29 protein-coding genes are annotated in these 22,427 nt (G+C 58.0%); 25 read left to right on the top strand and 4 right to left on the bottom strand.

Annotated elements, in window-relative coordinates:
- Positions 1-74 precede the first annotated feature (74 nt).
- The 25 genes from rplN to ACTG4B_RS04125 all read left to right on the top strand — a co-directional run bounded on the left by rplN (position 75) and on the right by ACTG4B_RS04125 (position 18,374).
- On the top strand, positions 75-443 hold the full coding sequence (gene rplN, locus ACTG4B_RS04245; RefSeq protein ID WP_439154443.1) for a 50S ribosomal protein L14: 369 nt from the start codon (positions 75-77) through the stop codon (positions 441-443).
- Between the two features lie 2 nt (positions 444-445).
- The gene (gene rplX, locus ACTG4B_RS04240) at positions 446-751 is read left to right on the top strand and encodes a 50S ribosomal protein L24 (RefSeq protein ID WP_439154442.1); all 306 of its coding nucleotides are present in this window, start codon (positions 446-448) and stop codon (positions 749-751) included.
- A complete protein-coding gene (gene rplE / locus ACTG4B_RS04235) occupies positions 751-1,314 on the top strand; it encodes a 50S ribosomal protein L5 (RefSeq protein WP_439154441.1) in 564 nt (187 codons plus the stop codon). Before rplX ends, rplE begins: the two co-directional genes overlap by 1 nt.
- A 19-nt stretch (positions 1,315-1,333) precedes the next feature.
- Positions 1,334-1,639: a 30S ribosomal protein S14 gene (gene rpsN / locus ACTG4B_RS04230; protein WP_439154440.1), complete on the top strand. Its 306-nt coding sequence runs from the start codon at positions 1,334-1,336 to the stop codon at positions 1,637-1,639.
- A 12-nt stretch (positions 1,640-1,651) separates the two neighbouring features.
- The gene (gene rpsH, locus ACTG4B_RS04225; RefSeq protein WP_439154439.1) at positions 1,652-2,044 is read left to right on the top strand and encodes a 30S ribosomal protein S8; all 393 of its coding nucleotides are present in this window, start codon (positions 1,652-1,654) and stop codon (positions 2,042-2,044) included.
- A gap of 9 nt (positions 2,045-2,053) precedes the next feature.
- Positions 2,054-2,587 carry a 50S ribosomal protein L6 gene (gene rplF, locus ACTG4B_RS04220; RefSeq protein WP_439154438.1) on the top strand — a complete coding sequence of 178 codons (534 nt, stop codon included), beginning with the start codon at positions 2,054-2,056 and terminating at the stop codon, positions 2,585-2,587.
- A gap of 11 nt (positions 2,588-2,598) precedes the next feature.
- Complete coding sequence (gene rplR, locus ACTG4B_RS04215) at positions 2,599-2,964, top strand: 50S ribosomal protein L18 (RefSeq protein ID WP_439154437.1); 366 nt, start codon at positions 2,599-2,601, stop codon at positions 2,962-2,964.
- 131 nt (positions 2,965-3,095) lie between these two features.
- Positions 3,096-3,674, top strand: coding sequence for a 30S ribosomal protein S5 (gene rpsE / locus ACTG4B_RS04210; protein ID WP_439154436.1), 579 nt, complete (start codon positions 3,096-3,098; stop codon positions 3,672-3,674).
- A 3-nt stretch (positions 3,675-3,677) separates the two neighbouring features.
- Positions 3,678-3,866: a 50S ribosomal protein L30 gene (gene rpmD, locus ACTG4B_RS04205; RefSeq protein WP_439154435.1), complete on the top strand. Its 189-nt coding sequence runs from the start codon at positions 3,678-3,680 to the stop codon at positions 3,864-3,866.
- 249 nt (positions 3,867-4,115) lie between these two features.
- Positions 4,116-4,589: a 50S ribosomal protein L15 gene (rplO, locus tag ACTG4B_RS04200; RefSeq protein ID WP_439154434.1), complete on the top strand. Its 474-nt coding sequence runs from the start codon at positions 4,116-4,118 to the stop codon at positions 4,587-4,589.
- A 126-nt stretch (positions 4,590-4,715) separates the two neighbouring features.
- Positions 4,716-6,056: a preprotein translocase subunit SecY gene (gene secY, locus ACTG4B_RS04195; RefSeq protein WP_439154433.1), complete on the top strand. Its 1,341-nt coding sequence runs from the start codon at positions 4,716-4,718 to the stop codon at positions 6,054-6,056.
- Positions 6,053-6,697, top strand: a complete 645-nt coding sequence (locus ACTG4B_RS04190) for an adenylate kinase (protein ID WP_439154432.1) — start codon at positions 6,053-6,055, stop codon at positions 6,695-6,697. Before secY ends, ACTG4B_RS04190 begins: the two co-directional genes overlap by 4 nt.
- 260 nt (positions 6,698-6,957) lie before the next feature.
- A complete protein-coding gene (gene rpsM, locus ACTG4B_RS04185) occupies positions 6,958-7,326 on the top strand; it encodes a 30S ribosomal protein S13 (protein ID WP_439154431.1) in 369 nt (122 codons plus the stop codon).
- A 12-nt stretch (positions 7,327-7,338) separates the two neighbouring features.
- Positions 7,339-7,728, top strand: a complete 390-nt coding sequence (gene rpsK / locus ACTG4B_RS04180; RefSeq protein WP_439154430.1) for a 30S ribosomal protein S11 — start codon at positions 7,339-7,341, stop codon at positions 7,726-7,728.
- A gap of 109 nt (positions 7,729-7,837) precedes the next feature.
- Positions 7,838-8,854, top strand: coding sequence for a DNA-directed RNA polymerase subunit alpha (locus ACTG4B_RS04175; RefSeq protein WP_439154429.1), 1,017 nt, complete (start codon positions 7,838-7,840; stop codon positions 8,852-8,854).
- Positions 8,855-8,970: 116 nt separating this feature from the next.
- Entirely contained in the window at positions 8,971-9,390 is a 420-nt protein-coding gene (rplQ, locus tag ACTG4B_RS04170) for a 50S ribosomal protein L17 (RefSeq protein WP_439154428.1), read from the top strand.
- 81 nt (positions 9,391-9,471) lie between these two features.
- The gene (locus ACTG4B_RS04165; protein ID WP_439154427.1) at positions 9,472-10,782 is read left to right on the top strand and encodes a replication-associated recombination protein A; all 1,311 of its coding nucleotides are present in this window, start codon (positions 9,472-9,474) and stop codon (positions 10,780-10,782) included.
- A gap of 31 nt (positions 10,783-10,813) precedes the next feature.
- Complete coding sequence (locus ACTG4B_RS04160) at positions 10,814-11,173, top strand: fluoride efflux transporter FluC (protein WP_439154426.1); 360 nt, start codon at positions 10,814-10,816, stop codon at positions 11,171-11,173.
- Complete coding sequence (locus ACTG4B_RS04155; RefSeq protein WP_439154425.1) at positions 11,170-12,225, top strand: RluA family pseudouridine synthase; 1,056 nt, start codon at positions 11,170-11,172, stop codon at positions 12,223-12,225. Before ACTG4B_RS04160 ends, ACTG4B_RS04155 begins: the two co-directional genes overlap by 4 nt.
- Entirely contained in the window at positions 12,218-12,889 is a 672-nt protein-coding gene (locus ACTG4B_RS04150) for an HAD-IA family hydrolase (RefSeq protein WP_439154424.1), read from the top strand. The genes ACTG4B_RS04155 and ACTG4B_RS04150 overlap by 8 nt, the downstream gene beginning before the upstream one ends.
- Positions 12,886-13,596, top strand: a complete 711-nt coding sequence (locus ACTG4B_RS04145; protein ID WP_439154423.1) for an ATP12 family chaperone protein — start codon at positions 12,886-12,888, stop codon at positions 13,594-13,596. The genes ACTG4B_RS04150 and ACTG4B_RS04145 overlap by 4 nt, the downstream gene beginning before the upstream one ends.
- A 218-nt stretch (positions 13,597-13,814) precedes the next feature.
- Positions 13,815-14,834 (top strand): amino acid ABC transporter substrate-binding protein, encoded by a 1,020-nt coding sequence (locus ACTG4B_RS04140; RefSeq protein ID WP_439154422.1) that lies wholly within the window; start codon positions 13,815-13,817, stop codon positions 14,832-14,834.
- A 140-nt stretch (positions 14,835-14,974) separates the two neighbouring features.
- The gene (locus ACTG4B_RS04135) at positions 14,975-16,252 is read left to right on the top strand and encodes an amino acid ABC transporter permease (RefSeq protein WP_439154421.1); all 1,278 of its coding nucleotides are present in this window, start codon (positions 14,975-14,977) and stop codon (positions 16,250-16,252) included.
- Position 16,253: 1 nt separating this feature from the next.
- Positions 16,254-17,567 carry an amino acid ABC transporter permease gene (locus tag ACTG4B_RS04130; protein WP_439154420.1) on the top strand — a complete coding sequence of 438 codons (1,314 nt, stop codon included), beginning with the start codon at positions 16,254-16,256 and terminating at the stop codon, positions 17,565-17,567.
- Between the two features lie 12 nt (positions 17,568-17,579).
- The gene (locus ACTG4B_RS04125; RefSeq protein ID WP_439154419.1) at positions 17,580-18,374 is read left to right on the top strand and encodes an amino acid ABC transporter ATP-binding protein; all 795 of its coding nucleotides are present in this window, start codon (positions 17,580-17,582) and stop codon (positions 18,372-18,374) included.
- A gap of 5 nt (positions 18,375-18,379) precedes the next feature.
- Here ACTG4B_RS04125 and ACTG4B_RS04120 read toward each other — a convergent pair whose 3' ends face one another.
- From ACTG4B_RS04120 to yidC, 4 genes are all read right to left on the bottom strand, one after another.
- Complete coding sequence (locus tag ACTG4B_RS04120; RefSeq protein ID WP_439154418.1) at positions 18,380-18,904, bottom strand: SixA phosphatase family protein; 525 nt, start codon at positions 18,902-18,904, stop codon at positions 18,380-18,382.
- A gap of 88 nt (positions 18,905-18,992) precedes the next feature.
- Positions 18,993-19,868, bottom strand: a complete 876-nt coding sequence (gene argB, locus ACTG4B_RS04115; protein WP_439154417.1) for an acetylglutamate kinase — start codon at positions 19,866-19,868, stop codon at positions 18,993-18,995.
- On the bottom strand, positions 19,865-20,512 hold the full coding sequence (yihA, locus tag ACTG4B_RS04110) for a ribosome biogenesis GTP-binding protein YihA/YsxC (protein ID WP_439154416.1): 648 nt from the start codon (positions 20,510-20,512) through the stop codon (positions 19,865-19,867). The genes argB and yihA overlap by 4 nt, the downstream gene beginning before the upstream one ends.
- 54 nt (positions 20,513-20,566) lie before the next feature.
- Complete coding sequence (yidC, locus tag ACTG4B_RS04105) at positions 20,567-22,384, bottom strand: membrane protein insertase YidC (RefSeq protein WP_439154415.1); 1,818 nt, start codon at positions 22,382-22,384, stop codon at positions 20,567-20,569.
- Between the last annotated feature and the right edge of the window lie 43 nt (positions 22,385-22,427).

Genomic DNA, 22,427 nt, shown 5'->3' with positions numbered 1-22,427 from the left:
GAACAACCTGATCAACGAAACCCTGGGGCTCCGGTCGGAAATCGGAAACTCCCCAAAGGTCGGAAGGAAACCAAATGATCCAGATGCAGACCAATCTGGATGTTGCTGACAACAGCGGCGCACGCCGTGTTCAGTGCATCAAGGTTCTGGGTGGCTCTCATCGTCGTTACGCGAGTGTCGGTGACATTATCGTCGTATCGGTGAAGGAAGCCATTCCACGTGGTCGCGTAAAGAAAGGTGACGTCCGCAAGGCCGTCGTCGTACGCACCGCCAAAGAAGTATTCCGTGAAGATGGCACCGCGATCCGCTTTGATCGCAACGCTGCCGTGATCCTCAACAACAACAACGAGCCGATCGGCACCCGTATATTCGGGCCAGTTGTTCGTGAGCTGCGCGCAAAGAACTTCATGAAAATCATCTCGCTTGCTCCGGAGGTGCTGTAACTATGGCTGCCAAACTCCGCAAAGGTGACAAGGTCATCGTTCTGGCTGGCAAGGACAAGGGCAAGACCGGGGAAATCTCCTCGGTTGATCCGAAGTCCGGCAAGGCCATCGTGGACGGCGTGAACATCGCGATCCGTCATGAAAAGCAATCCCAGTCCAGCCAGGGGGGCCGCACGCCAAAAGCGATGCCGATCCAACTGTCGAACCTGGCCATTGTTGATGCAAACGGCAAGGCAACCCGTGTCGGCTTCCGCGTGGATGGCGACAACAAGGTGCGTTTCGCCAAGACAACAGGGGATGCGATCTGATGCTTGATGCTGCAAACTATACCCCCCGTCTGAAGGCCGCTTACAAGGACAGCATCCGTGCTGCCCTGAAAGAGGAATTCGGCTACAAGAACGAAATGCAGATCCCGAAGCTGGACAAGATCGTCCTGAACATCGGCTGCGGCGCAGAGGCTGTCCGTGACAGCAAGAAAGCCAAGTCAGCCCAGGAAGATCTGTCCACAATCGCCGGTCAGAAGGCAATGACGACGAAGGCAAAGAAATCCATCGCTGGTTTCCGCGTTCGTGAAGACATGCCTCTGGGTGCAAAGGTGACTCTGCGCGGCGACCGGATGTATGAATTCCTGGACCGTCTGATCACCGTTGCTATGCCTCGTATCCGCGATTTTCGCGGCGTATCGGGCAAATCCTTTGATGGTCGCGGCAACTATGCCACCGGCCTGAAGGAACATCTGGTGTTCCCCGAGATCAACTTCGACAAGATCGATGAGAACTGGGGCATGGACATCGTTATCTGCACCACAGCGAAAACCGACGCTGAAGCAAAGGCATTGTTGAAAGCGTTCAACATGCCGTTCAACAGCTAAGCGTCAGGGAGAGATAGATATGGCTAAGAAATCCATGATCGAGCGCGAAAAGAAGCGCGAAAAGCTGGTGGCGCAGTATGCTGAAAAGCGTGCCGCACTGAAGGCGATCATCAACGACAAGGAAAAGCCCGTGGAAGAGCGCTTCAAGGCGTCTTTGAAGCTGGCCGAACTGCCGCGGAACTCTTCCGCGACACGCCTGCACAATCGTTGCCAGCTCACCGGGCGTCCACACGCCTATTACCGTAAACTCAAGATCAGCCGGATCGCGCTGCGGGACCTTGGTTCCAATGGCGAAATCCCCGGCATGGTCAAGTCGAGCTGGTAAGGAGCATATGATATGAACGATCCTATCGGTGATATGCTGACACGTATCCGCAACGGCCAGATGCGTGGCAAGGCCGTGGTGGAAACACCCGCGTCCAAGCTGCGTGCATGGGTGCTGGATGTGCTGGCTGACGAAGGCTACATTCGCGGTTATGAGAAGAAGGACGGCAAAGACGGCCACCCTGCTTTCAATATCGAACTGAAATATTACGAGGGCGCACCTGTCATTCGCGAAGTGAAACGGGTCTCGAAACCCGGTCGTCGCGTCTATATGGCCGCTAATGACCTCCCATCTGTCCGTCAGGGCCTGGGTGTGTCGATTGTCTCCACCCCCAAGGGTGTGATGTCGGATGCAAATGCACGTAGCGCCAATGTTGGCGGCGAAGTGCTCTGCACTGTATTCTAAGGAGAAATCATGTCTCGTATTGGGAAAAAACCGGTTGAGCTGCCCTCTGGTGTGACTGCCAGCGTGTCGGGCCAAACCGTTGAAGTGAAAGGCCCCAAAGGGACCCGGAGCTTCAAAGCAACCGACGATGTGACCATCACGGTTGACAGCAACGTTGTCACCGTCACGCCACGCGGCAAATCCAAGCGCGCGCGCCAGCAGTGGGGCATGAGCCGCACAATGGTCGCAAACCTGGCGCATGGCGTGTCCGAAGGGTTCAAGAAAGAACTTGAACTGTCCGGTGTTGGTTATCGTGCGCAGATGCAGGGGAATACCCTGAAGCTGTCGCTGGGTTACAGCCATGATGTGAACTTCGAAGTGCCAGAGGGCGTCACCGTGACGTCACCGAAGCAGACCGAAATCACTGTGGAAGGTATCGACGAGCAACTTGTTGGTCAGGTCGCGGCAAATATCCGCGAATGGCGCAAGCCCGAGCCTTATAAAGGCAAGGGTATCAAGTACAAAGGCGAATACATCTTCCGCAAAGAAGGCAAGAAGAAGTAAGGAACGCGATCATGGCAAACAGCAAGAGACAACTGTTTCTGAAGCGCCGCATGCGCGTTCGGAACAAACTGCGGGGCGTAACTGCCAACCAAGGGCGTGCGCGCTTGTCGGTTCACCGCTCCAACAAGAACATCAGCGTCCAGCTGATCGACGACGTCAACGGTGTGACCATCGCATCCGCTTCGTCGCTCGAAAAGGATCTGGGTGTGGTTGGCAAGAACAACATCGAAGCCGCGACCAAGGTGGGTGCTGCTATCGCAGAGCGCGCCAAGAAAGCCGGCGTCGAGGTTGCTTTCTTCGACCGCGGTGGTTTCCTCTTTCACGGCAAGATCAAGGCTTTGGCCGATGCTGCACGTGAAGGTGGCTTGAAAATCTAAGTGTATGGCGGGGGAAACCCCGCCCTACGACACATGTAGGCCGGTTTTGTCCCGGCTTCGATGATCCGGCGCTACGTGTGCGACCGCGATTGGACAACGCCCGTAGGGGCCGAATACAAAGGACGCCATCCATGGCAGAACGTGAAAATCGCGGCCCACGCCGCAACCGTGAAGAGCAGACCCCCGAATTTGCTGACCGTCTGGTCGCGATCAACCGGGTGTCCAAAACTGTAAAGGGTGGTAAGCGCTTTGGCTTCGCTGCCCTCGTCGTTGTTGGCGACCAAAAAGGCCGTGTCGGCTTTGGCAAAGGTAAAGCCAAGGAAGTTCCCGAGGCGATCCGCAAGGCGACTGAACAAGCCAAGCGCCAGATGATCCGCGTCGCCCTGCGTGACGGCCGGACGCTTCACCACGACATTGAAGGCCGCCATGGTGCGGGCCGCGTCGTGATGCGCACAGCGCCAGCCGGGACCGGTATCATCGCCGGTGGTCCAATGCGTGCGGTTTTCGAAATGCTGGGCGTGCAGGACGTTGTTTCCAAATCTATCGGCTCGCAGAACCCATACAACATGATCCGCGCCACAATGAACGGTCTGCAAAAAGAGCAGTCACCGCGCAACGTGGCCCAGCGTCGCGGCAAGAAGGTCGCTGACATCCTGCCCAAGCGGGACGAAGCACCAGAAGCGTCCGCACAAGTCGCCGAGGAGGCTTAAACCATGGCAAAAACGATCGTCGTCAAACAGGTTGGTTCGCCCATCCGCCGCCCCGAAAAACAGCGTGCCACGCTGATCGGTCTGGGTCTGAACAAAATGCACCGCACCCGCGAGCTGGAAGACACACCTTCCGTGCGCGGCATGGTCAGCAGCATCCCCCACCTCGTCGAGATCATCGAAGAGCGCGGGTAAATAAGGCGGGGTCGGGGTTAACCCGGACCTTCGCTCACGCATTCAGACGCCCTCGGGAAACTGGGGGCGTTTTTGTGTTTGGGCGGCTGGGCCAAAAGCATGCCGCGCAATTGCCTTTGCTTTCTTGACCATCTTCTGCGCCCCGTCTATACGCCGCTGGTCGGCCGGGTTTCCCCCCCGACTCAGATGTAACGCCGTGTTTGGCCGCTCCCGTCGCTGGGGGCCAATTCCGGCAAAAGGAGAAGCGACATGAAACTGAATGAACTTTCCGACAATCCCGGTGCTACCCAGCGCAAAAAGCGTATCGGCCGCGGCCCGGGTTCGGGCATGGGCAAGACCGGTGGCCGTGGTATCAAAGGCCAGAAATCCCGTTCCGGCGTGGCGATCAAGGGTTACGAAGGTGGCCAGATGCCGCTGTATCAACGTCTGCCAAAGCGTGGCTTCAACAACATCAACCGCAAGACTTTCGCGGTTGTAAACCTGGGCCTGATCCAGAAATTCATCGACGAAGGCAAGATCGACGCCAAGGCTGACATCACCGAGGACGCACTGATCGCGTCCGGTCTGGTGCGTCGCAAGAAAGACGGCATTCGTGTGCTGTCCAAGGGTGATTTTACCGCCAAAGTCAACATTACAGTGACCGGCGCATCCAAAGGTGCGGTCGCGGCTGTGGCCAAGGCAGGCGGCGCACTAAACGTCGCGACCCCGGCAGCGGCAGAGTAAGTCCTTGTGAGCGGCGCATGTGTCGCTTACATATCCACTCAAGTTTTCCCAAACGCCGCTGATCGGGGAACCGCTCGGCGGCGTTTCTTATAAAAAGAGACCCCTATGGCTTCTGCAGCAGAGCAAATGGCAGCCAACGTAAGTTGGAGCGCCTTCGGCAAAGCAACTGAATTGCGCCAGCGCATTCTATTCACCATCGGTCTTCTGATGATCTATCGGCTGGGCACATTTATTCCCGTGCCCGGTATCGATGGCGTTGCCTTGCAGCAATTCATGGACGAAGCGGCCTCTGGGATCGGTGGCATCCTGTCGATGTTTACCGGTGGTGCCTTGTCGCGGATGGCGATTTTTACGCTGGGCATCATGCCGTATATCTCTGCATCGATCGTGATGCAGTTGTTGGGGGCCATGTGGGAGCCGCTGAAAAACCTCAAGAAAGAAGGCGAGGCAGGCCGCCGCAAGCTGAACCAATACACCCGGTATGGCACCGTGGTGCTGGCCACAGCGCAGGCTTACGGTCTGGCTGTCAGCCTTGAGGCGGGCGGTCTGGCCTCTGATCCCGGCTTCTTCTTCCGCGCCTCTTGTGTGATCACCATTGTTGGCGGCACCATGTTCCTGATGTGGCTGGGCGAACAGATTACGGCGCGCGGGATCGGCAACGGGATTTCGCTGATCATATTTGTGGGCATCATCGCCGAGATCCCCGCCGCCATGGCTCAATTCTTGTCACAAGGCCGGTCGGGGGCGATCAGCCCGCTGGTGGTGGTCGGAATTCTGATCATGATCGCAGCCGTGCTGACGTTCGTCGTGTTCATGGAGCGCAGCCTGCGCAAGATCCATATCCAGTATCCGCGTCAGCAGCGCGGGATGAAGGTCTATGATGGATCGACGAGCCACCTACCGATCAAGGTGAACCCCGCTGGCGTGATCCCTGCAATCTTTGCCTCTGCGCTGCTACTGCTGCCTACGACGATCAGCACGTTCAGCGGGGGCACATCCGGGCCTTTCATGTCCACGATCCTGGCGCTCTTTGGGCCCGGGCAGCCGCTTTACCTGATCTTTTTTGGGAGCATGATCGTCTTTTTCACGTATTTCTATACACGCGAAGTTGCCTTCAAGACGGAGGATGTTGCCGAAAACCTGAAGAATCAAAACGGGTTCGTGCCCGGCATTCGCCCCGGCAAGAAGACGCAGGAATACCTTGACTATGTGGTCACCCGTATCTTGGTCCTCGGCTCTGGATACCTGGCGCTGGTGGCTTTGCTACCGGAAATTATCCGGGCGGAACTGTCCATTCCTTTCTATTTTGGCGGGACGTCGGTGCTGATCATCGTGTCTGTGGGTATGGATACCATCCAGCAGATCCAGTCGCATCTGGTTGCGCATCAATACGAGGGTCTGATTGAAAAGTCGCAGCTGCGTGGCAAGCGGAGTGGCGCAAAACGTAAGGGGCCATCGCGTCGATGAATATTATTTTGCTGGGACCGCCAGGGGCGGGCAAGGGAACGCAGGCACGCAAGCTGGTGGAAGACCGCAACATGGTGCAACTGAGCACCGGTGACATGCTGCGCGCCGCACGGACCAGCGGCACTGAAATGGGCAAGCGCGTCGCCGAAGTGATGGACCGTGGCGATCTGGTGACCGATGACATCGTCATTGGCCTGATCCGGGAACAGCTCGAAAGTGACAAGGCTCCTGGAGGATACATCTTTGATGGCTTCCCCCGGACACTTGCTCAGGCAGACGCCTTGGGCCGGTTGCTGGATGAGATGGGCGAGAGCATTGATCGTGTGATCGAAATGCAGGTCGACGATGATGCGTTGGTTGCCAGGATCACGGCCCGTTCGACATGCGCGAATTGCGGCGAGGTCTATAATGACATCACCAAGCCGATCCCCTCTGACGGCAAATGCAGCAAATGTGGGGCATCCGATTTCCAGCGCCGGGCCGACGATAACGAAGAGAGCCTGCGCACTCGCCTTTTGGCCTATTATAAGCAGACCAGCCCGCTGATCGGCTATTACTATGCCAAGGGCAATCTGGTGTCGGTGGATGGGCTTGGCAGCATGGAAGACGTTGCGGCAAGCATCGCCAAGGCGCTGGACTGAAGCAGAAGAATTTTCGCGAAAATTCTGCGCGGCGAAGCATTTGAGATAAAATTCTTCGCCGCGCAGTGGTTTGCTTGACCATCCGGCCAATGCCCCCTAAACAGCGCCATCCCGCAAGGGAATCACCGTTGGTGGCGGGGTCGCCCCCCCAAGACCATTGAACACCTTCAGATGACATGAGCCCGAACAGTTTGTTTCGGGCTTGCGTTGTGAAAAAAGGGTCTGGAACGACGGACCCGCAACGAAAAGGAATTGCAAACGTGGCACGTATTGCCGGCGTAAACATACCCACTGGAAAGCGGGTTCCAATCGCCCTCACCTACATCACCGGAATTGGCAACGCCAAAGCCGAAGAAATCTGCGAAGCTGTCAAGATCGACATGTCGCGCCGTGTGAACCAACTGTCTGATGCGGAAGTTCTGGCGATCCGCGAATATATCGACGCGAATCTGACCGTCGAAGGCGACTTGCGTCGTGAAACGCAGATGAACATCAAGCGCCTGATGGACCTTGGTTGCTATCGTGGCCTGCGTCACCGCCGCAATCTGCCGGTTCGCGGTCAGCGGACACACACAAACGCACGCACCCGCAAAGGCCCCGCAAAGGCCATTGCCGGCAAGAAGAAATAAGGAGACTGACAGATGGCTCGCGATCCAAAACGCACCAAAAAGAAGGTCTCCAAGAACATCGCCGCCGGCGTTGCTCATGTAAATTCTTCTTTCAACAACACGAAAATTCTCATTTCCGACGTTCAGGGCAACGCGATTGCATGGTCGTCTGCCGGCACCATGGGTTTCAAGGGGTCGCGTAAATCGACACCTTATGCTGCCCAGATGGCAGCAGAGGACGCAGGCAAGAAGGCACAAGACCACGGCGTGAAGACGATTGAAGTCGAAGTGCAGGGCCCCGGCTCCGGTCGGGAAAGTGCACTGCGTGCTTTGGCAGCTGTCGGTTTCAACATCACGTCTATTCGTGACGTGACCCCGATGGCTCATAACGGCTGCCGCCCGCCAAAGCGTCGCCGCGTCTGATTTTTACCCAAACGTCTTGGGGTCGTGCAATTTTGCGCGGCCCCAATCCGTCATTTTAACCTCGGGCGTTTGTCTTTTGGACATGAAGGCAAACAGGAATGGAGGGACCATGATCCACAAGAATTGGGCTGAGTTGATCAAGCCGACACAATTGGACGTGAAACCGGGCAATGACCCTGCGCGTCAGGCGACTGTGGTCGCCGAACCACTTGAGCGGGGCTTTGGCCTGACGCTCGGTAATGCGCTGCGGCGCATTCTGATGTCTTCGCTGCAAGGTGCCGCGATCACGGCTGTGCAGATTGACAACGTCTTGCATGAATTTTCCAGCGTTTCTGGCGTGCGTGAAGATGTCACCGACATCGTTCTGAACCTCAAGGGTGTCGCGATCCGCATGGAAGTCGAAGGCCCCAAGCGTCTGTCGGTTCAGGCCAAAGGCCCCGGTGTCGTGACGGCTGCGGATATTTCGGAAACTGCCGGCATCGAGATCCTGAACAAGGACCACGTGATCTGCCACCTTGATGAAGGTGCCGATCTGTACATGGAACTGACGGTCAATACCGGCAAGGGTTACGTCTCGGCTGACAAGAACAAACCCGAGGATGCGCCCATTGGCATGATGTCGATCGACGCGATCTATTCACCGGTCAAAAAAGTCAGCTATGACGTACAGCCTACCCGTGAAGGTCAGGTGTTGGACTACGACAAGCTGACCATGAAGGTCGAAACCGACGGGTCACTGACACCTGATGATGCAGTGGCCTATGCCGCCCGTATTCTGCAGGATCAACTGTCGATCTTCGTTAACTTCGAAGAACCTGAAAGCGCGACAGCCGGTGCCGATGATGACGGACTCGAATTCAATCCGCTGCTGCTGAAAAAGGTGGACGAGCTGGAACTGTCCGTGCGTTCGGCAAACTGCCTCAAGAACGACAACATCGTATATATCGGCGATCTTATCCAGAAAACCGAGGCAGAAATGCTGCGCACCCCAAACTTTGGACGCAAATCCTTGAACGAGATCAAGGAAGTGCTGTCTGGCATGGGACTGCATCTTGGCATGGACGTCGAGGACTGGCCGCCGGACAACATCGAAGATCTGGCTAAGAAATTCGAAGACCAGTTTTGATTTGGGCGGGCGGGGACACCCCGCCTCCCATGACGACCCTGGGCAATTCCGCCCCAATAATACGGCTGGCACGCATCAGACCGTTGGACAAAGTATAAACCTTTAGGAGACTTAAAATGCGTCACGCAAGCGGTTATCGCAAGCTGAACCGGACCCACGAACACCGCAAGGCGCTGTTCGCGAACATGGCTGGTTCCCTGATCGAACACGAACAAATCAAGACAACGCTGCCGAAGGCCAAAGAACTGCGCCGCATCGTTGAAAAGCTGGTCACACTCGGCAAGCGCGGCGATTTGCACGCCCGCCGTCAGGCCAATGCCCAGCTCAAGCAGGAAATGCACACGGCCAAGCTGTTCGACGTTCTTGGCCCACGCTATCAGGACCGTCAGGGCGGATATGTCCGCATCATGAAGGCCGGTTTCCGTTATGGCGACATGGCCCCGATGGCGATCATCGAATTTGTTGATCGCGACGTCGATGCCAAGGGTGCAGCCGACAAGGCGCGTCTGGCTGAATTCGAAGCGCTGGAAGACTAAAGCGCATCGCCCGCAAGGTTTTGAAAGCCCCGCTGATGCAGCGGGGCTTTCGCTTTTCTGCGCAAGGCATATGTTTCTGTAATGGCCGATCTGTTCGACACCTCATCACCCAATGCACCGGCAGGCCCGCGCCCGCTGGCCGACCGTCTGCGGCCTGCTCAACTGGTCGATGTGATTGGGCAGGAGCAGGTGCTTGGCCCTGATGCGCCCTTGGGCGCGATGCTCGCGTCCGGGTCGTTGTCATCACTGATTTTCTGGGGGCCGCCCGGTGTCGGCAAAACGACCATCGCCCGCCTGCTGGCCGACGAAACCGATCTGCATTTTATGCAGATCAGCGCGATATTCACAGGCGTGCCAGAACTGCGCAAGGTGTTCGAGGCCGCCAAGATGCGCCGCCGGAACGGCAAGGGGACGCTGTTGTTCGTCGATGAAATCCACCGTTTCAACAAGGCGCAACAGGACGGGTTCCTGCCGTATATGGAGGATGGCACAATCCTCCTGGTGGGGGCCACCACTGAGAACCCCAGCTTTGAATTGAACGCCGCCGTGCTGAGCCGGTCGCAAGTGTTGGTCCTGAAACGCCTTGATCTGGCCGATCTGGAACGATTGGCGCAGCGCGCCGAAAAGGAATTGGACCGCACCCTTCCGCTTGATGGCCCGGCGCGTGATGCGCTGCTGGAGATGGCCGATGGTGACGGGCGGGCATTGCTGAACCTGATCGAACAGATCATGGCGTGGAAACCGGGCGGCAAGTTGACGACCGATGATCTGACCAAACGGCTGATGAAGCGCGCTGTGAAATACGACAAGTCGGGGGATGAGCATTACAACCTGATTTCGGCATTGCATAAATCCGTGCGCGGATCTGATCCGGATGCCGCCCTATACTGGTTCGCGCGCATGCTGGCAGGGGGCGAAGACCCACGATACCTTGCACGCCGCATCACGCGAATGGCGGTCGAGGATATTGGCCTGGCCGACCCACAGGCGCAGGCGGTGTGCCTGCAATCATGGGAAACCTACGAACGGTTAGGATCACCCGAGGGTGAACTGGCACTGGCCCAGGCGGTGACATATCTGGCTCTCGCGCCGAAATCCAATGCGGCCTACGTGGGTTACAAGGCGGCGGTCGCGGCGGCGAAAAAGACGGGGTCAGAGCCGCCGCCGGCGCATATCCTGAATGCGCCCACAAAACTGATGAAGGAACAGGGGTTTGGTGCGGGCTATGATTATGACCATGACGCAGAGGATGGGTTTTCGGGCCAGAACTATTTCCCCGAAACCATGAAGCGCGGCGTCTATTACATTCCCGTCGATCGCGGATTCGAGCGCGAGTTGAAGAAACGGGTCGATTTCTTTGCCGGGCTGCGTGCGAAACGGGGCAAGAATTGACAACCACGCAACGAACAGCCAAGGGACAGGCATGATGACACCTGTGATCTCTGTCGCCTTGGGCGGTGCGCTTGGCGCTGTGCTGCGGTATCTTGTCGGGCTCAGCGTGGCGTTTCCGTTTGGTACGCTTGCGGTCAATGTGATCGGGTCGTTCCTGATCGGCCTGCTTTGGGTCATATTGTCGGCGCGCGGCATGCAGCAATGGGCGCCCTTTATCCTGACCGGGCTTTTGGGCGGGTTCACCACATTTTCCGCCTTTACGCTGGATGCACTGCGTCTGGTCGAGGCTGAACGCATCACAGCGGCGGGCGGCTATGTGCTGGCGTCGGTCATCTTATCACTCGGGGCCTGTTTCATCGGGCTTTGGGTCGCAAAAGGAATAATCACATGAGCGGTGTGCAAACTCGCATCATTGGTCCCGACGATGGCGACCAGCGGCTTGACCGCTACCTGCGCCGCCTGTTCCCGCATCTGACGCAGGGGCGCATCGAAAAGATGTGCCGCAAAGGCGAATTGCGGGTCGATGGGGGCCGCGTAAAAACCGCCACCCGGCTTGAGGTTGGTCAGAAAATCCGCATCCCGCCTTTGCCAACAGAGGAGGAGGCGGCAGCGGCGGCTTCCATGCTGCGCTCTGGCGTGACCAAGGCGGATGCCAAGCTGATCCAATCCTGCGTCATCTACCGCGACGATCATATCATCGCGATCAACAAACCCCCCGGGCTGGCCACGCAGGGCGGGTCGAAAACCACCCGCCATGTCGACGGCATGGCCGAGGCGCTGACCTTTGGCTACGACGAAAAGCCACGGTTGGTGCATCGTCTGGACAAGGACACATCGGGTGTTCTGCTGTTGGCCCGGACCCGGATAATGGCCAAGCAACTGACCGAGAACCTCAAACATCGCGAGACGCGCAAGATCTATTGGGCCGCCGTTGCCGGCGTGCCGCATCCGCGCGCCGGGACGATCAAATACGGGCTGGTCAAGGCCCCGGGCCACGGCAAGGGTGGCGAGAATGAAAAGATGCGCTGTGTGCATCCGCGTGATGTAGACAGCACCGAAGGCGCAAAGCGCGCGATCAGCGATTACGCAGTGATGGATGTGCTGGCCAACCGCGCCGCATGGTGTGCGCTGGTGCCGATCACGGGCCGCACCCATCAGTTGCGCGCGCACATGGCCGAAATCGGGCATCCGATCATCGGCGATGGCAAATATGGCGGGTCGGGGCAGGAAAACCTTGGCGATGGCTGGGGTGCCAGCATGGGCGGCGAGATCAGCCGCAAGCTGCACCTGCATGCGCGATCGCTGACGATCGAACACCCCGTGACCGGCGCGACCCTGCATATCACAGCACCCTTGCCAGAGCATATGCAGAATACATGGGATTATGTGGGGTGGGTTGTGGGCCATGCGCCGGTTGATCCCTTCAATATGCCAGATGAGTGATCTGCGCCTCGTGATATTTGACGTGGACGGCACGTTGGTGGACAGCCAGACGGAAATTCTGGCGGCGATGACGGTCGCGTATGGCGCCAATGGTCTGGGCGCACCCGATCCGGCGGCGGTGCTTTCCATCGTGGGGCTGTCGCTGGACGAGGCGTTTACCCGGCTGTGCCCCGATGTGGCCGACCGGCGACCATTGGTGCAGGCCTACAAGGATGCATATGTCGATCTGCGCGGTGCAGACGGGCAGGGCGAACGCAGCTTGCTTTTCCCGGGCGCGCGTGATGCGCTGGACATGCTGGCGGGGCAGGACCACACATTGCTGGCCGTGGCCACAGGGAAATCCCGGCGCGGGCTGGACAAGATGTTAGAAAAACACGGGCTGCGCGGCATGTTCCATAGCGAACAGGTGGCGGATCACCATCCGTCCAAACCAAACCCGTCGATGATTTTGACCGCATTGAATGAGACCGGTGTCAGCGCCCCCCAGGCGGTGATGCTGGGCGACACGACCTTTGATATGGATATGGGCCGTGCCGCAGGGGTGCGCACGATCGGGGTCAGTTGGGGTTATCACGCGGCGGAGACGTTGCGCCCCGATATCCTGATCCACGATTTTGCGGCACTGCCCGCAGCCGTTGACCAACTGACAGGACCAGACAGATGAGTGACTGGAAACCCAAGCGATTTTGGAAGCAGGCAAATGCCGTTCCCTGCGAGGGGGGGTATGCCGTGCATCTGGATACACGCCCTGTTCGGACGCCCGCCAAGGCCGCCCTGATCGTGCCGACACAGGCCATGGCCGCAGCGATTGCCCAGGAATGGGACGCGCAAAGCAAATTGATCGACCCGCGGACCATGCCAATCACACGCGGTGCGAATGCGGCCATCGACAAGGTGCGCACCCAGCGCGCCGAGGTGATCAACCTGCTGTCCGAATATGGCGACAGTGATCTGTTGTGCTATCGCGCGGCTGACCCCCAGGGATTGGTCGAGCAACAAGCCCAGGCATGGGACCCTGTGCTTGACTGGGCGGCCAGTTCACTCGGTGTCCGGCTGAACGTCGGCGAAGGCGTGATGCACGTGCCGCAGGCTACGGCGGCACTGGCGCGCATGCGCGATGCGTTGGAGGAATTCGACGATTTCGCGCTGGCTGCTGCGCATGACCTGATCAGTCTTTCAGGGTCGCTGATCCTGGCCCTCGCCGTGACTCGCGATGCCGTGACGCCCGAGGATGCCTGGCTCAAGTCGCGGATAGATGAACACTGGCAAGCCTCCCAGTGGGGCGAAGACGAGGAGGCGGTTGCTGCGGAATTGATCAAACGTGCTGCCTTTTTAGACGCAGTGCGATTTTACAAACTTGTCATTACCTAAGGTAATCTGCCCACTCTAAGCAGATTATAAGGTGATTTGCCCTTTTATTTGGCATCTGCACGTTCTTTTGCGTTTGCCGCCCTTGACCTCTTTGACGGTTTTCGCACAATCTTGGTCCACTGTGATCGGGCGACCGATCTATCACCCAATACCGGCCTGCGGGCTGGATAAAAAATTTGCTGCCCCGCAATGGGGCGGAAACTCAGGAAGAGGTAAAAATGAAAAAAACCGTATTCTTCGGCGCGCTGACTGTCGCTGGCCTTGTGGCTGGCATGGCGTCGGCCGCGACACTTGATGACGTCAAGGCGCGCGGCTCGCTGAACTGCGGCGTGACGACTGGCTTGGTTGGTTTTGCTGCGCCGGACGCGAATGGCGTCTGGCAGGGATTTGATGTTGGCGTGTGTCGCGCCGTTGCATCAGCTATCTTTGGTGATCCGACAGCTGTCGAATTCGTGCCCACAACCGGTCAGACCCGCTTTACTGCGCTCGCTTCTGGCGAGATTGATCTGCTGGCCCGGAACACCACTTGGACCTTCAGCCGTGATGTTGACCTCAAATTTGAATTTGTCGGTATCAACTACTATGACGGGCAGGGTTTCATGGTTCCGAAGGCGTTGGGCGTTTCTTCGGCAAAGGAACTGGACGGTGCGACCGTCTGCATCCAGACAGGCACCACAACAGAGCTGAACCTTGCGGATTACTTCCGTAAGAACAACATGTCTTACGAGCCTGTGCCGATCGAAACCAACGCAGAAGCGCAGCAGCAGTATCTTGCCGGTGCTTGCGACGTTTATACCACGGATGCGTCCGGCCTGGCCGCTACACGTGCAACTTTCGAAGCGCCCGCCGATCATGTCCTTCTGCCCGAAATCATCTCCAAGGAACCGCTTGGCCCGCTTGTGCGCCATGGTGACAGCGAATGGGGTGATATCGCACGCTGGACACTGAACGCGCTGATCGCTGCGGAAGAACTGGGCGTCACGTCTGCAAATGTTGCTGAACTTGCAGCAGCGCCGACCAACAGCCCGGAAATCAACCGTCTGCTGGGCACCGAAGGTGAGCTTGGCGCGCAACTGGGTCTGGAAGCAGACTGGGCTGTGAAGGCGATTTCCGCTGGTGGCAACTATGCTGAACTGTTCGAAAAGAACATTGGTGAAAGCACACCGATCGGACTGGCACGGGGCCTGAACGCCCAGTGGACCGAAGGTGGTCTGCTGTACTCGCCGCCTTTCCGCTAAGAACGATTGATCAAGGGCCCGGCAATGCCGGGCCCTTCGTCTACGAGCGACCAAGCTATAAGAATAGTGCATCTCGCGGGTGGAAATAGCCGGATCAACCGGCAGCCACACGACAAAACGAGGGCCACGGGGAGATATATATGTCGACGTTGACCGACCCGCCGAGCGCTTCGTTTCGGCTTAGCCAGCTTATTTATGACACGCGTTATCGTTCCATCACCATTCAGGTCGTGGCATTTGTGTTGATCCTTGCCGGGGTTGCATGGCTGATCAACAACACCGTCGAAAACCTCGAGGCGCTTGGCAAGGATTTCAACTTTGGCTTCCTGAGCAACGCGGCCGGTTACGACATCAACCAGATGTTGATCGAATACGATAACCAGATGACGCACGGACGTGCGGCTCTGGTGGGTATTCTGAACACATTGCTGGTTGCCTTTCTTGGGTGCATCACCGCGACGATCCTTGGCGTGATTGCGGGTGTGCTGCGCCTCTCGAAGAACTGGGTCGTCAACAAGTTGATGGCGGTTTACGTCGAAGGGTTCCGCAACGTTCCCCTGCTGCTCTGGATCATCCTGATCTTTGCGATCATGACCGAAAGCATGCCGCGGCCGAATGATTTTCGGGGCGAGGATGCGACGTCCAGCATGATTCTGGCGGACAGTGTTGCGGTCACGAACCGTGGCATCTGGATACCCCGCATCGGGTTCAGCAACTCGATCAGCGGCCAAGAGGCCGTCGCGCCGACAGACGGGGCAACTCCCCTTGCCAGCGGTGCGCTTGATTGGGTGCTGATCCTGGGTGTGCTGGGGCTGAGTATTCTGGCGATCCGCTTTGTGCGGCGCCGCGCCGATCGCATCCAAGAGGCGACAGGCATTCGCCCGACAACATGGTATCAGCAGTTGGCCCTGCTGTTTGTGCCCGTGGGCATCGTGTTGTTCGCGCTGGGCGCGACCGTGGTCCAGCCGTATCTGCGCGGCTTCAACTTTACCGAAGGGATCCATCTGCGCAATTCGCTGATCGCACTATGGTTCGCGCTGTCGCTTTATACCGGTGCCTTTATTGCTGAAATCGTGCGGGCCGGTATTCTGGCGATTTCCAAGGGCCAGTCCGAGGCGGCATTCGCCCTTGGTCTGCAACCCAGCCGGACGATGAACCTTGTGATCCTGCCGCAGGCGATGCGGGTCATCATTCCACCGCTGATTTCGCAGTATCTGAACCTGACCAAGAACTCGTCCCTTGCGATTGCCGTGGGGTATATGGATGTGCGCGCCACGCTTGGCGGCATCACTATCAACCAGACGGGTCGGGAACTGGAAGGGATGCTGCTGTTGGGCGGTTTCTACCTTTTGCTGTCGCTGGCGATTTCCGGGGCGATGAACCTTTACAACCGATCCACTCAGTTGAAGGAGCGGTAATATGTCGGAAACACACGCACAAACCGTATCTTACGTCCGGGAGACGATGCTGCCGGAACAGGCCCCGCCGCTAACCGAGGTGGGCGCAATCAAATGGGTCCGCGAAAACCTGTTTTCAGGTCCGCTGAACACAGTGCTGACCTTGCTGTCGCTCTACGTGGTGTATTGGGTGGTCAGCCATATCGGCCCGTGGCTGGTCAACGGGATCTGGGATGCCAATTCGCTGACCGAATGCCGCGAAATCCGTAACGCGACCATGGGCGAAGGGGCATCTGCCGCCTGTTTCGCTGTGATCACGGAACGCTGGCCGCAGTTGATCTTTGGATTCTACCCAAGTGACGCTTACTGGCGGCCGGTCCTGGCGTTGGCAGTCTTCCTTGTCGGTATCGCACCAGTGTTGTTTGACGGCCTGCCGCGCAAGATGCTGCTTGGCACGCTGGTGGCACCATTCGTGATGTACATGCTGCTTTGGGGCGGGTCGATCTGGGGCCCGCTGGTTGTCGGGCTGGGTTTTGTCGCGGGGTTATTGGCCTTTCGGGCACTTGCTACGGTCAATGCTCTGCTTGCCACCATCAGTGCAATCGTCGTGCCGATCCTGTTCTGGTTTTTGCTGGCAGGACCGATCATCGGCGTGTTGAACAGCGTTGCCAGCATCGGGCTTGAATTCATCCCGTCCAAGGATTTCGGCGGCTTCACCTTGTCAGTCGTCATTGGTATCGCGGCGATCATCCTGTCTCTGCCGCTGGGCATCCTGCTGGCACTGGCGCGGCAATCCGACTTGCCGATCATCAAGTATTCCGCTGTGGTGTTCATCGAGGTCATTCGTGGCGTCCCGCTGATCGTGTGGCTGTTCACCGCGTCATTGCTGCTGAACTATTTCTTGCCGCCGGGCACGAATTTTGACCTGATGTTGCGGGTCATCATCATGGTGACGCTGTTTGCCAGCGCCTATATCGCCGAAGTCGTCCGTGGCGGTCTGGCTGCCCTGCCCAAGGGCCAGTATGAGGCTGCGGATGCACTTGGCCTTGATTACTGGAAATCCATGCAGCTGATCATCCTGCCGCAGGCGCTAAAAATCTCGATCCCGGGGATCGTGAACACTTTTATCGGTCTGTTCAAGGACACGACGCTTGTAGTGTTCATCGGTCTGTTCGACCCCATTGGTCTGGCCGGCGCGATCCGTGCCTCTACCGAATGGAACGGCATTTACTGGGAATTGTTCCTGTTCATCGGCGTCATGTTCTTCATCTTCTGTTTCAGCATGGGCCGCTACTCACTTTACCTGGAGAAGAAACTCCAGCGTGAACACCGCTAAGGAGACCGACAGATGGTTGAACAAACAACACAAGAACGCGCCGTTGATCGCAGCCAGATGAAAGTCTCGGAAGAGGTCGCCATCGAGATCCATGACATGAACAAGTGGTATGGCACATTTCACGTGCTGCGGGACATCAACCTGACGGTGCAACGTGGCGAACGGATCGTCATATGCGGGCCATCAGGGTCGGGTAAATCCACGCTGATCCGCTGCATCAACCGGCTAGAGGAACATCAGGCCGGTCAGATCATCGTGGACGGCACAGAACTCTCATCGGATCTGAAAAATATCGACAAGATCCGGTCAGAGGTTGGCATGTGCTTTCAGCACTTCAACCTTTTCCCGCATCTGTCGATTTTGGAAAACTGCACGCTGGCCCCGATCTGGGTGCGCAAGACGCCCAAGAAAGAGGCCGAGGAAATTGCGATGCATTTTCTGGAAAAGGTGAAAATCCCCGAACAGGCCGACAAATACCCCGGCCAATTGTCGGGCGGCCAGCAGCAGCGTGTGGCGATTGCCCGTTCGCTGTGCATGAAACCCCGTATCATGCTGTTCGATGAACCGACATCTGCTCTTGACCCTGAAATGATCAAGGAAGTTCTTGATACGATGATCGAACTGGCCGAAGAAGGCATGACCATGCTGTGCGTGACGCACGAAATGGGCTTTGCCCGTCAGGTCGCCAACCGCGTCATTTTCATGGACCAGGGCCAGATCGTCGAACAGAACGAGCCAGAGGAGTTCTTCCTCAACCCGCAGTCAGAGCGGACACAGTTGTTCCTAAGCCAGATATTGGGTCACTAAACAGGCTATCCCGCGTGACCGGTCATGCCGATCAGGTCACGCGGCACCACGAAATCCACACATTTGCCCTGATGCCGCCCGACACCAGGCCAGTCGGCGGCATCAAAGTCGATGACGGTCGTCGCGCAGGTCGGATAGTCGCCGAAACGGGGATGGTTTGGGGCATCCCGCACCAATTCACCTGCCAAGATGCCGATGCTCGGATTGTGCCCGATCACCGCGATTGTCGGCGCTTGTTCCTGTTTGATCCGGTCAAGGATCGTATCGCGTGCCGCATGATACAGCCGCGGGGACAGGCGCAGGGCCGGGGATGGGTCCAGTGCCGCCAGGATCAGGTCCGCAGTCTGCCGCGTGCGCTGCGCGTCGGAGCACAGCACCAAATCAGGCAGATAGCCATGTTTTGCCATCCAGCCACCAATCGCGCTGGCCGAGGCTTGCCCACGCGCATTCAGTGCCCGCGCGTAATCGTCGGCAAAGGGGTCGCCCCAGCTGGATTTCGCGTGGCGGATCAGGATCAGGCGCAGGGTCATAGGAATGCCTTCATATGGAATGCAGCTTGTGCCAGCAATCGCCGCCCCTCACCCATCGGGCAGGTGCTGTGCATACAGCAATTGCACCTTAGCGCGGTTCGCGGATGATTGAACCGGCCCCGTGTTCGGTGAACAGTTCCAACAGGCTGGCATTGGGCAACCGCCCATCGAGGATGACGACGGCGCGCACGCCTTTTTCCAGTGCATCAAGGGCCGTTTCTGTTTTTGGGATCATGCCGCCGGCGATTGTCCCTTCGGCGATCATCGCGCGAACCTGATCCGGTGACAGTTGGGTCACGACCTCGCCGCTTGCGTCCTTGACACCGGGCACATCGGTGAGAAGCAACAGCCGGTCAGCCTTGAGTGCGCCGGCAATGGCACCGGCCGCAGTGTCGCCGTTGACGTTGAAGGTTTCATTGGCGTCCATGCCTGTTGCCACCGGCGCCACGACGGGGATGATGCCCGCATTGTAAAGATCGCGCAGAACTTGCACATTCATTTCCACAGGGCGGCCGACAAAACCCAGTTCCGGGTCATCCGCCGCAGCCACCATCAGGTCGTCATCCTTGCCTGACAGACCGACAGCGCGCCCGCCCTGATCCATGATCGCCTGCACGATGCGTTTGTTGACCAGCCCGGTCAGCACCATTTCGACAACTTCGACGGTGGCCTGATCGGTCACACGTTTGCCGCGCACGAATTCGGATTTGATCCCCAGCTTGTCCAACATCTGGTTGATCATCGGGCCGCCGCCATGCACCACGACAGGGTTCAGGCCGACCTGTTTCATCAGCACGATATCACGGGCAAATTCGGCCATCGCCTCGGCGTCGCCCATGGCGTTACCGCCAAATTTCACGACGACCACGGCACCCGCATAGCGTTGCAGGTAGGGAACCGCTTCGGACAGGGTGCGGGCGGTGTTGATCCAGTCGCGGTTCATCTCGTCGGTCCTTTTCTTCATGATATTCCCGCGATAACGGCGCGCAGGGTCGCGATGCCTTCGCCCTTTTCGGAACTGGTCAGGATCAATTCCGGGAATGCGGCGGGGTGTTTGGCCAGTGCTGCGCGGGTGCGGGTCATCGCCTCCTCCAGTGCGGCGCCTTTGACCTTGTCCACCTTGGTCATCACCACCTGAAAGGTCACGGCAGATTTATCCAGCAGCGACATGATTTCCTCGTCCACGGCCTTGGCACCGTGGCGCGCATCGATCAGCACGAACACTCGGCGCAGCGTCTGGCGGCCGGAAAGGTATTGTTTCAACAGCCGTTGCCATTTTTCGACCACGGCGACGGGCGCATTGGCAAAACCATAGCCGGGCAGATCGACGACATAGATGTCACCTGCCGTAAAAAAGTTGATTTCCTGCGTGCGCCCCGGCGTATTAGACGCCCGCGCAAGCCCTTTGCGGCCCGTCAGCGCATTGATCAGGGATGACTTGCCCACGTTCGACCGCCCGGCAAAGCAGACCTCGACCCGGTCTGCGGGGGGCAACCCGTCCATGGCGACGACGCCTTTGACAAACTCGGTCGCGCCTGCGAACAACAGCCGCCCTGCTTCCAGCGATGCATCATCGGGGGTCTCTACCTCGGGAAAGCGCAGTTCCATGTCAGATCACCTCGCGGTTATGATGCGATGCGGGGGCAGTGACGCCCACCGCGTCTATTTGCCTTGCTTCTTGTCCGACTCAGCCTGTTTCTTGCGCTGGATACCGGATTTGATATTTCCGAACACATCCGGTTTTGCCCCATGGCTGCGCATAATCGCGTACTGCTGGGAAAAGGTGATGATGTTGTTCGCGATCCAGTAAATCACCAGCCCGCTTGCGAACGACCCCAGCATGAACATGAAAATCCATGGCATCCATGCAAATATCATCTTTTGCGTCGGGTCGGTTGGGGCTGGGTTCAGTTTCTGCTGCAGCCACATCGAAATGCCCAGCAGGATCGGCAGGATGCCAAGCGAGATGATTTCGAACGGACCGAGGTTGGGGATCGTATATGGCAAAATACCGAAGAGGTTAAAGATCGACGACGGATCTGGCGCGCTCAGGTCGCGGATCCAACCGAACCATGGGGCGTGGCGCAATTCGATCGTGACAAAAATAACCTTGTAGAGCGAGAAAAAGATCGGGATTTGCAACAGGATCGGCAGACACCCCGACGCCGGGTTCACCTTGTTGTCCTTGTACAGCTTCATCATGCCTTGCTGCATCGCCTGCCGGTCATCGCCGGCGCGTTCCTTGAGCTTTTCCATCTCTGGCTGAAGCTCTTTCATCCGCGCCATGGAAACATAGGATTTATAGGCCAGAGGCAGCACCAGCGCCTTGAGGATAAAGGTCAGTGCGATGATCGACCACCCCATGTTGCCGATGTAGGCATTGAGTGTATGCAACAGCCAAAAGATCGGCTTTGTCAGAAAAAAGAACCAGCCCCAGTCGATGCTGTCCAGAAACCCGCTGACGCCGCCCTGTTCTTCGTAGTTGCGGATAGTTTCCCATTCCTTGGCACCGGCGAACAGCCGTGTGGTCACGGTTGCCGTTTCGCCGGGGGCAATGGTCTCTGGCTGCATCACGGCCTCTGCCTGGAACAGATCGCGGCTGTCGAAATACTTGGAGGTCGACCGGAAAGGTGTCGTCTGATCGGGGATCAGCGTGGTCATCCAGTAATGGTCGGTATAGCCGATCCAGCCGGCGTTGCCGACCTCGACCCGCTCGGCTTGGGTCCGTTCGCGGGGATCCACCGCATAATCGGTGATCTTGTTGTATTTCGTTTCTTCCAGCTCGCCATCGCTCATCCGTACGAGACCTTCGTGCAGGATGAAAAAGTTTTTCAGATCGGACGGCGTGCCATGGCGCCGCAGCAGACCATAGGGGCGGGCCGACACGGGGGCCGGGCCTGTATTCTGAACACTTTGATCGAAGGTGAACATGAACTTGTCATCGACCGAAATTTCAGTGCGAAAGATTTGCCCCGCGCCGTTGTCCCATGCCAGGGTCACAGGGCTGTCAGGGGTCAGGGTGTCGCCGCTTTCCAGTGACCAGATGGTATCAGGCCCGGGCACTGCGGCGGCATCAATGCCATCGGTCGCAGTCCAGCCGAAGGTGGCAAAATAGGCATCAGGCGCGCCGACTGGGCGCAACAGGTGCACGGTTTCCGACCCCTCCTCAAGGGATACGCGATAGGGTTTCAGGGCAAGATCATCAATCCGCCCCCCCTGAAGCGAGAGTGACCCGCTCAGTTCGGGTGTTTCAATGGGGATGCGGGGGGCGTCGATGGCCACTGTTTCTGGCGCAGGTGCCGTGGCCGCAGGCTCGGCGGCCTGCTCTGCCGTGGGCAACAGTGCTTCGCCGGTTTCGGTTGCGGCCTGGGTCGCGGGATCGACCGGTATATCCTCGGGGGGGAACAGCACTGACCAGGCCATAATGACCAGAAAGCTGAGCACTGTCGCCAGGATGAGGTTCTTGTTCTGGTCGTTCATCTGAAACCGCCCATATCCACATGAAAATCTGAGGGTGGTTCAA

Origin of the sequence: Yoonia sp. (genome assembly GCF_965660735.1) — a bacterium.
GTDB lineage: Bacteria > Pseudomonadota > Alphaproteobacteria > Rhodobacterales > Rhodobacteraceae > Yoonia.
The sequence above is the reverse complement of the archived record's forward strand: the minus strand, read 5'-3'. Positions and strand labels throughout refer to the sequence as shown.